Source organism: Sphaerospermopsis reniformis (genome assembly GCF_005402885.1).
GTDB classification, from domain to species: Bacteria; Cyanobacteriota; Cyanobacteriia; order Cyanobacteriales; family Nostocaceae; genus Sphaerospermopsis; species Sphaerospermopsis kisseleviana.
Genome location: NZ_BJCE01000358.1, coordinates 1 through 3,698, shown reverse-complemented (window position 1 = coordinate 3,698; position 3,698 = coordinate 1). Strand labels below are relative to the sequence as shown.

Here is a 3,698-nt window from a genome sequence, read left to right as displayed (position 1 = left end):
GAGTCAGGAGGAGATTTGAAAATTTCTTTGCCATCTCTTGAAATCCCCAAAAATGCACACTTTTTCCGGTATACCCTTCAAAACCCTTGCACTAATTTCTGTGTTTATCAGCCTCTAACCTTTGATACATCAAGGTTTTAGGTTTATTCAGCAAACCCTACACTAGAATTACTCCATTACCGGGGGTTAATATTACCTATCTTCTTTTCTTCTTTTTCTTCTTCCTTCGTGTTCTTCGTGTCTTCGTGGTTCATTAAATTATTATTCTTCTGATGTCAAGAAAAGATAATTAAGAAAACCTACCTCTTCAAAAACTTCTGCCGCATCTTCACCACAAAACTATTAACCTCCGGTATCCTCATCATCCCCGCAATCACAGAAAATACACCAATTCCCACTGCACCAGCAACACATAACTCAACTATTAAAACAACTAACCCCTTATTTCCTAACACCTGCTGACAAGCAACCAAAGTCCCATAACTCGCAACACCAGCAACGAAACTACCCGCAGTTAAACCGAAAATTGGTAAACTCCATTCCCGTAAAGGTAAACCATTTAATTTCCTATTTAATAACCACAACAACATTAAAATTGAACTACAATTTACACCTACTGTAGCTAACACCAAACCAGGCGCACCAAAGGGTTTAACTAAAATAAAATCTAAAATTGCATTCAATAAAATATTAAACGTGCTAATTTTAAAAGGTGTTTGTCCATCACCTAAAGCATAAAATACCCTCACCAAAACATCACGCCCTAAATAAACAAACATCCCAATTCCATAAGCTATTAATAAGGAGGAAACTAACTGGGTTGCTTCTTGTTTAAATGCTCCCCGTTGATAAACTACCTGTACTATTGGTTCAGATAAAGCTATCATCAACGCCCCTAAAGGTAGCATTGTCACCGCAGTTAATAACAGTCCTTGACGAATGCGTAATTTTAAATCTGGCCAGTTTTCTGGTTCTGCTAATTTGGCAAATATGGGTAATAAAGGCAATAAAATAATATTAGAAATAATCCCTAACGGAGTTTGTACTAATAAATTGGCATAGTTAAAACCTGCGGCTGCGCCTTTAATGGGACTGGCAAAAAATAAATCTGTCGCTACATTTATCGGCATCATTCCCGAAGAAATTGTTGCCGGTGTCATGATTTTAATTACTTCTTGAACTGCGGGAGATTTAAAATCAAATCTTAGTTTCAATGTTCCTAAACCTAACCGCCATTGCACAATTAACTGGACTATCCATTGTAAAATTGCCCCGGCTAAAGTGCCAATTGCTAAAACTATTCCCCCAATAAATGCAAATTCTGGCTGAATTATTTCCTTACCATATTGTAAAGCTAAAATACCAATACCAATAACAACGGTAACGCTAGATAATAAAGGACTAATTGATAATAACCAATATTGATTTGCTGCGTTGAGAGTACCGAAACCAATGCCAATTAAACCGGAAAATAACGCCATTGGGGACATTATTTGTAATTGACGAATGGCAATTTCTCTAGTGTTAGGTTCTAAACCATAACCAACTATATCAATTATTGGTTCTGCTAAAAAAATCTGAGCAATTGTGACTATTAATAATAACCCACCTACTAAGGTTGTGACTGTTTCTACTAAAGGCGCTGCTTCTTCTTTTTTCCGCTTGGCTAAAACGCTGATAATAGCACTATGTAAAGGACCATTGACACCACCAAGTAGTATTAATAAAAAACCGGGGATAATGTAGGCGTAACTGTAAGCAGTAGCAGCAGCACCGACACCAAAAGCAGCAGCGATCGCCTGTTGTCTAATTAAACCAAATACTTTACTAATTAAGGTTGCTGCGGCAACTATACCAGCAATACCAGCAAATGAATGAGAGGGTTTTTGATCTTGTTGTTGTTCAGTCACGAATAATACCCGGAAAATCTTGCAAAAGGCATATCTAAGAATATTTAACCGACAAATTTTAACATCTATCTGGTAACTTTTAAAGAAATGGTTTGTTACCTCATTTGTCTGATAGCGTAGCGTGACGCAAGCCATATCAGGATGTACAGGATGTGATTGTTAGATAGTTAAGTAAAAGGATTTAAAATTGGAATACCACAACTATCAAAATCACGGATATTGCGCGTAACTAAAGTAAGTTGGTGTATTTTAGCAGTAGCAGCAATCATCATATCTGCTTGGGTGACAGTTTTACCAGTTAATCTTTGTTGTCCTCTTATTTCACCACAGAGTTTAGCTATTTCATCAGTAATAGGTAATATTTGACAATTATTTTTGAGAAAATTATCGAACCAATTTTGAATTTTTGGGTTAGGTTTTGCGGTTAAACCATAATAAATTTCTTCAACTGTAATTACACTTATATTGATATCAGATAAATTTTGTAACCATATCAATACACCAGCATTAGGTTGAGGTCTAGCTAGTTCACTAATAATATTAGTATCACACAAAAATGTCATTTTTAGTATTAATCAAAGGGAGTTGGGCGATTTTGGCGAGAGGGAATTTCTAAATCATAATTTTCTTCTATACAGATTTGTTGAAGTTCTTGAAAAGCTGCTGCTAAGGTCTCGAAATTACGATGATCAAAATCTTTTTGACGTTCCAAATCTAAATCTACACCCACTAAAGGAGAAGTTTGAAATAATTCAACTAAATTTTTTGCTGTATTTTTACCTGGTTGTTTTTGAATTTGTTTGTTTAAGTAATTGACTAATTCAATTTTTTCCTCTTCGGTTAAATTATCTATTTCTTTGAATAATGTCTCTAATGTTAAATTGTTCATAGTGATTTCTCTAATTATTGTTATTTGGATTTTAACATATTGTGATAATTAGATTTTTCGGAATTAATAACAGTTTGTCTCGTCCCTAGTCTCAAACAATAAATGTAAGGAGACTCTACTTTTTCTTACACCCCTCCCTACACCCTCTTCTTCACTGTCACCTATGACCTACCTACACCCCAAACTATCCCGTGTAGCCACACCAGTTACAGGGTTAACACCATCAGCCCGTTCACACAATAATGAAACCTGATAACGGTCAATCAAAGCGTCTGTAAAATCAGCCCCAGTGATATCCGCATCATAAAAGCGGCTACGGGTTAAAGTGGCTGCTGTAAAAATAGCGTTCTTGAGATTAGCACCATCTAGGGTGACACGATCAACTAAAGCACCGGTTAAATTAGCATCTTGTAAATTTGCCTTTAATAAGACACCTTTAGTTAACATGGCATTAGTTAAATTTGCCCCTTGAAAATTTGCCCCACGCATTTCCGCAGCTACGAAATTGACTCCTGATAAATCCGTGTGAGAAAAGTCACGATTTTCTAAAGAAGCGTTGTTATAGTTAATAGTATTGACTTGCCCAAAAGCAGGTTTAGGATTAATCATTATCCACAACCAAGCTAAAAGCAAAATCAACAGTAAACTTAATAATCTCCACAAATTTTTTTTCATAACTTTAATAATCATTATTTGTAGTTATTTGTAGTTATTTGTAGTTATTTGTAGGGGTTTAGCATTACTAAACCCTTACCTCTTTTTCTCTCGTTCTGACGGGGTTCAGCACTCTTGAACCAAGAGAGGCTAGGACGGAACTTGGGTTGTAAGTGCAACCAACCAGCGAACAGGAACAATGCAGCCAACAGCAACAAGCCCAAAGAACCTACATACAGTTCTTG

At 36.0% G+C, this 3,698-nt stretch carries 4 protein-coding genes and 1 pseudogene; all 5 read right to left on the bottom strand.

The features are described from left to right. Positions 1-299: 299 nt before the first annotated feature. Positions 300-1,910, bottom strand: a complete 1,611-nt coding sequence (gene murJ, locus FFR48_RS26230) for a murein biosynthesis integral membrane protein MurJ (RefSeq protein ID WP_137669380.1) — start codon at positions 1,908-1,910, stop codon at positions 300-302. 167 nt (positions 1,911-2,077) lie between these two features. Next, the gene (locus tag FFR48_RS26225; RefSeq protein ID WP_137669379.1) at positions 2,078-2,473 is read right to left on the bottom strand and encodes a type II toxin-antitoxin system VapC family toxin; all 396 of its coding nucleotides are present in this window, start codon (positions 2,471-2,473) and stop codon (positions 2,078-2,080) included. Positions 2,474-2,481: 8 nt separating this feature from the next. After that, complete coding sequence (locus tag FFR48_RS26220; RefSeq protein WP_137669378.1) at positions 2,482-2,799, bottom strand: hypothetical protein; 318 nt, start codon at positions 2,797-2,799, stop codon at positions 2,482-2,484. Positions 2,800-2,967: 168 nt separating this feature from the next. After that, on the bottom strand, positions 2,968-3,474 hold the full coding sequence (locus FFR48_RS26215) for a pentapeptide repeat-containing protein (RefSeq protein ID WP_137669377.1): 507 nt from the start codon (positions 3,472-3,474) through the stop codon (positions 2,968-2,970). A 77-nt stretch (positions 3,475-3,551) separates the two neighbouring features. Further along, a pseudogene (locus FFR48_RS26210) lies at positions 3,552-3,698 on the bottom strand (hypothetical protein); the annotation flags it as partial.

What these genes read in the sequence shown, in the direction of transcription:
- FFR48_RS26225 (WP_137669379.1), bottom strand. Translation starts at nt 2,473, where the DNA reads ATGACATTTTTGTGTGATACTAATATTATTAGTGAACTAGCTAGACCT.
- FFR48_RS26220 (WP_137669378.1), bottom strand. Translation starts at nt 2,799, where the DNA reads ATGAACAATTTAACATTAGAGACATTATTCAAAGAAATAGATAATTTA.
- FFR48_RS26215 (WP_137669377.1), bottom strand. Translation starts at nt 3,474, where the DNA reads ATGAAAAAAAATTTGTGGAGATTATTAAGTTTACTGTTGATTTTGCTT.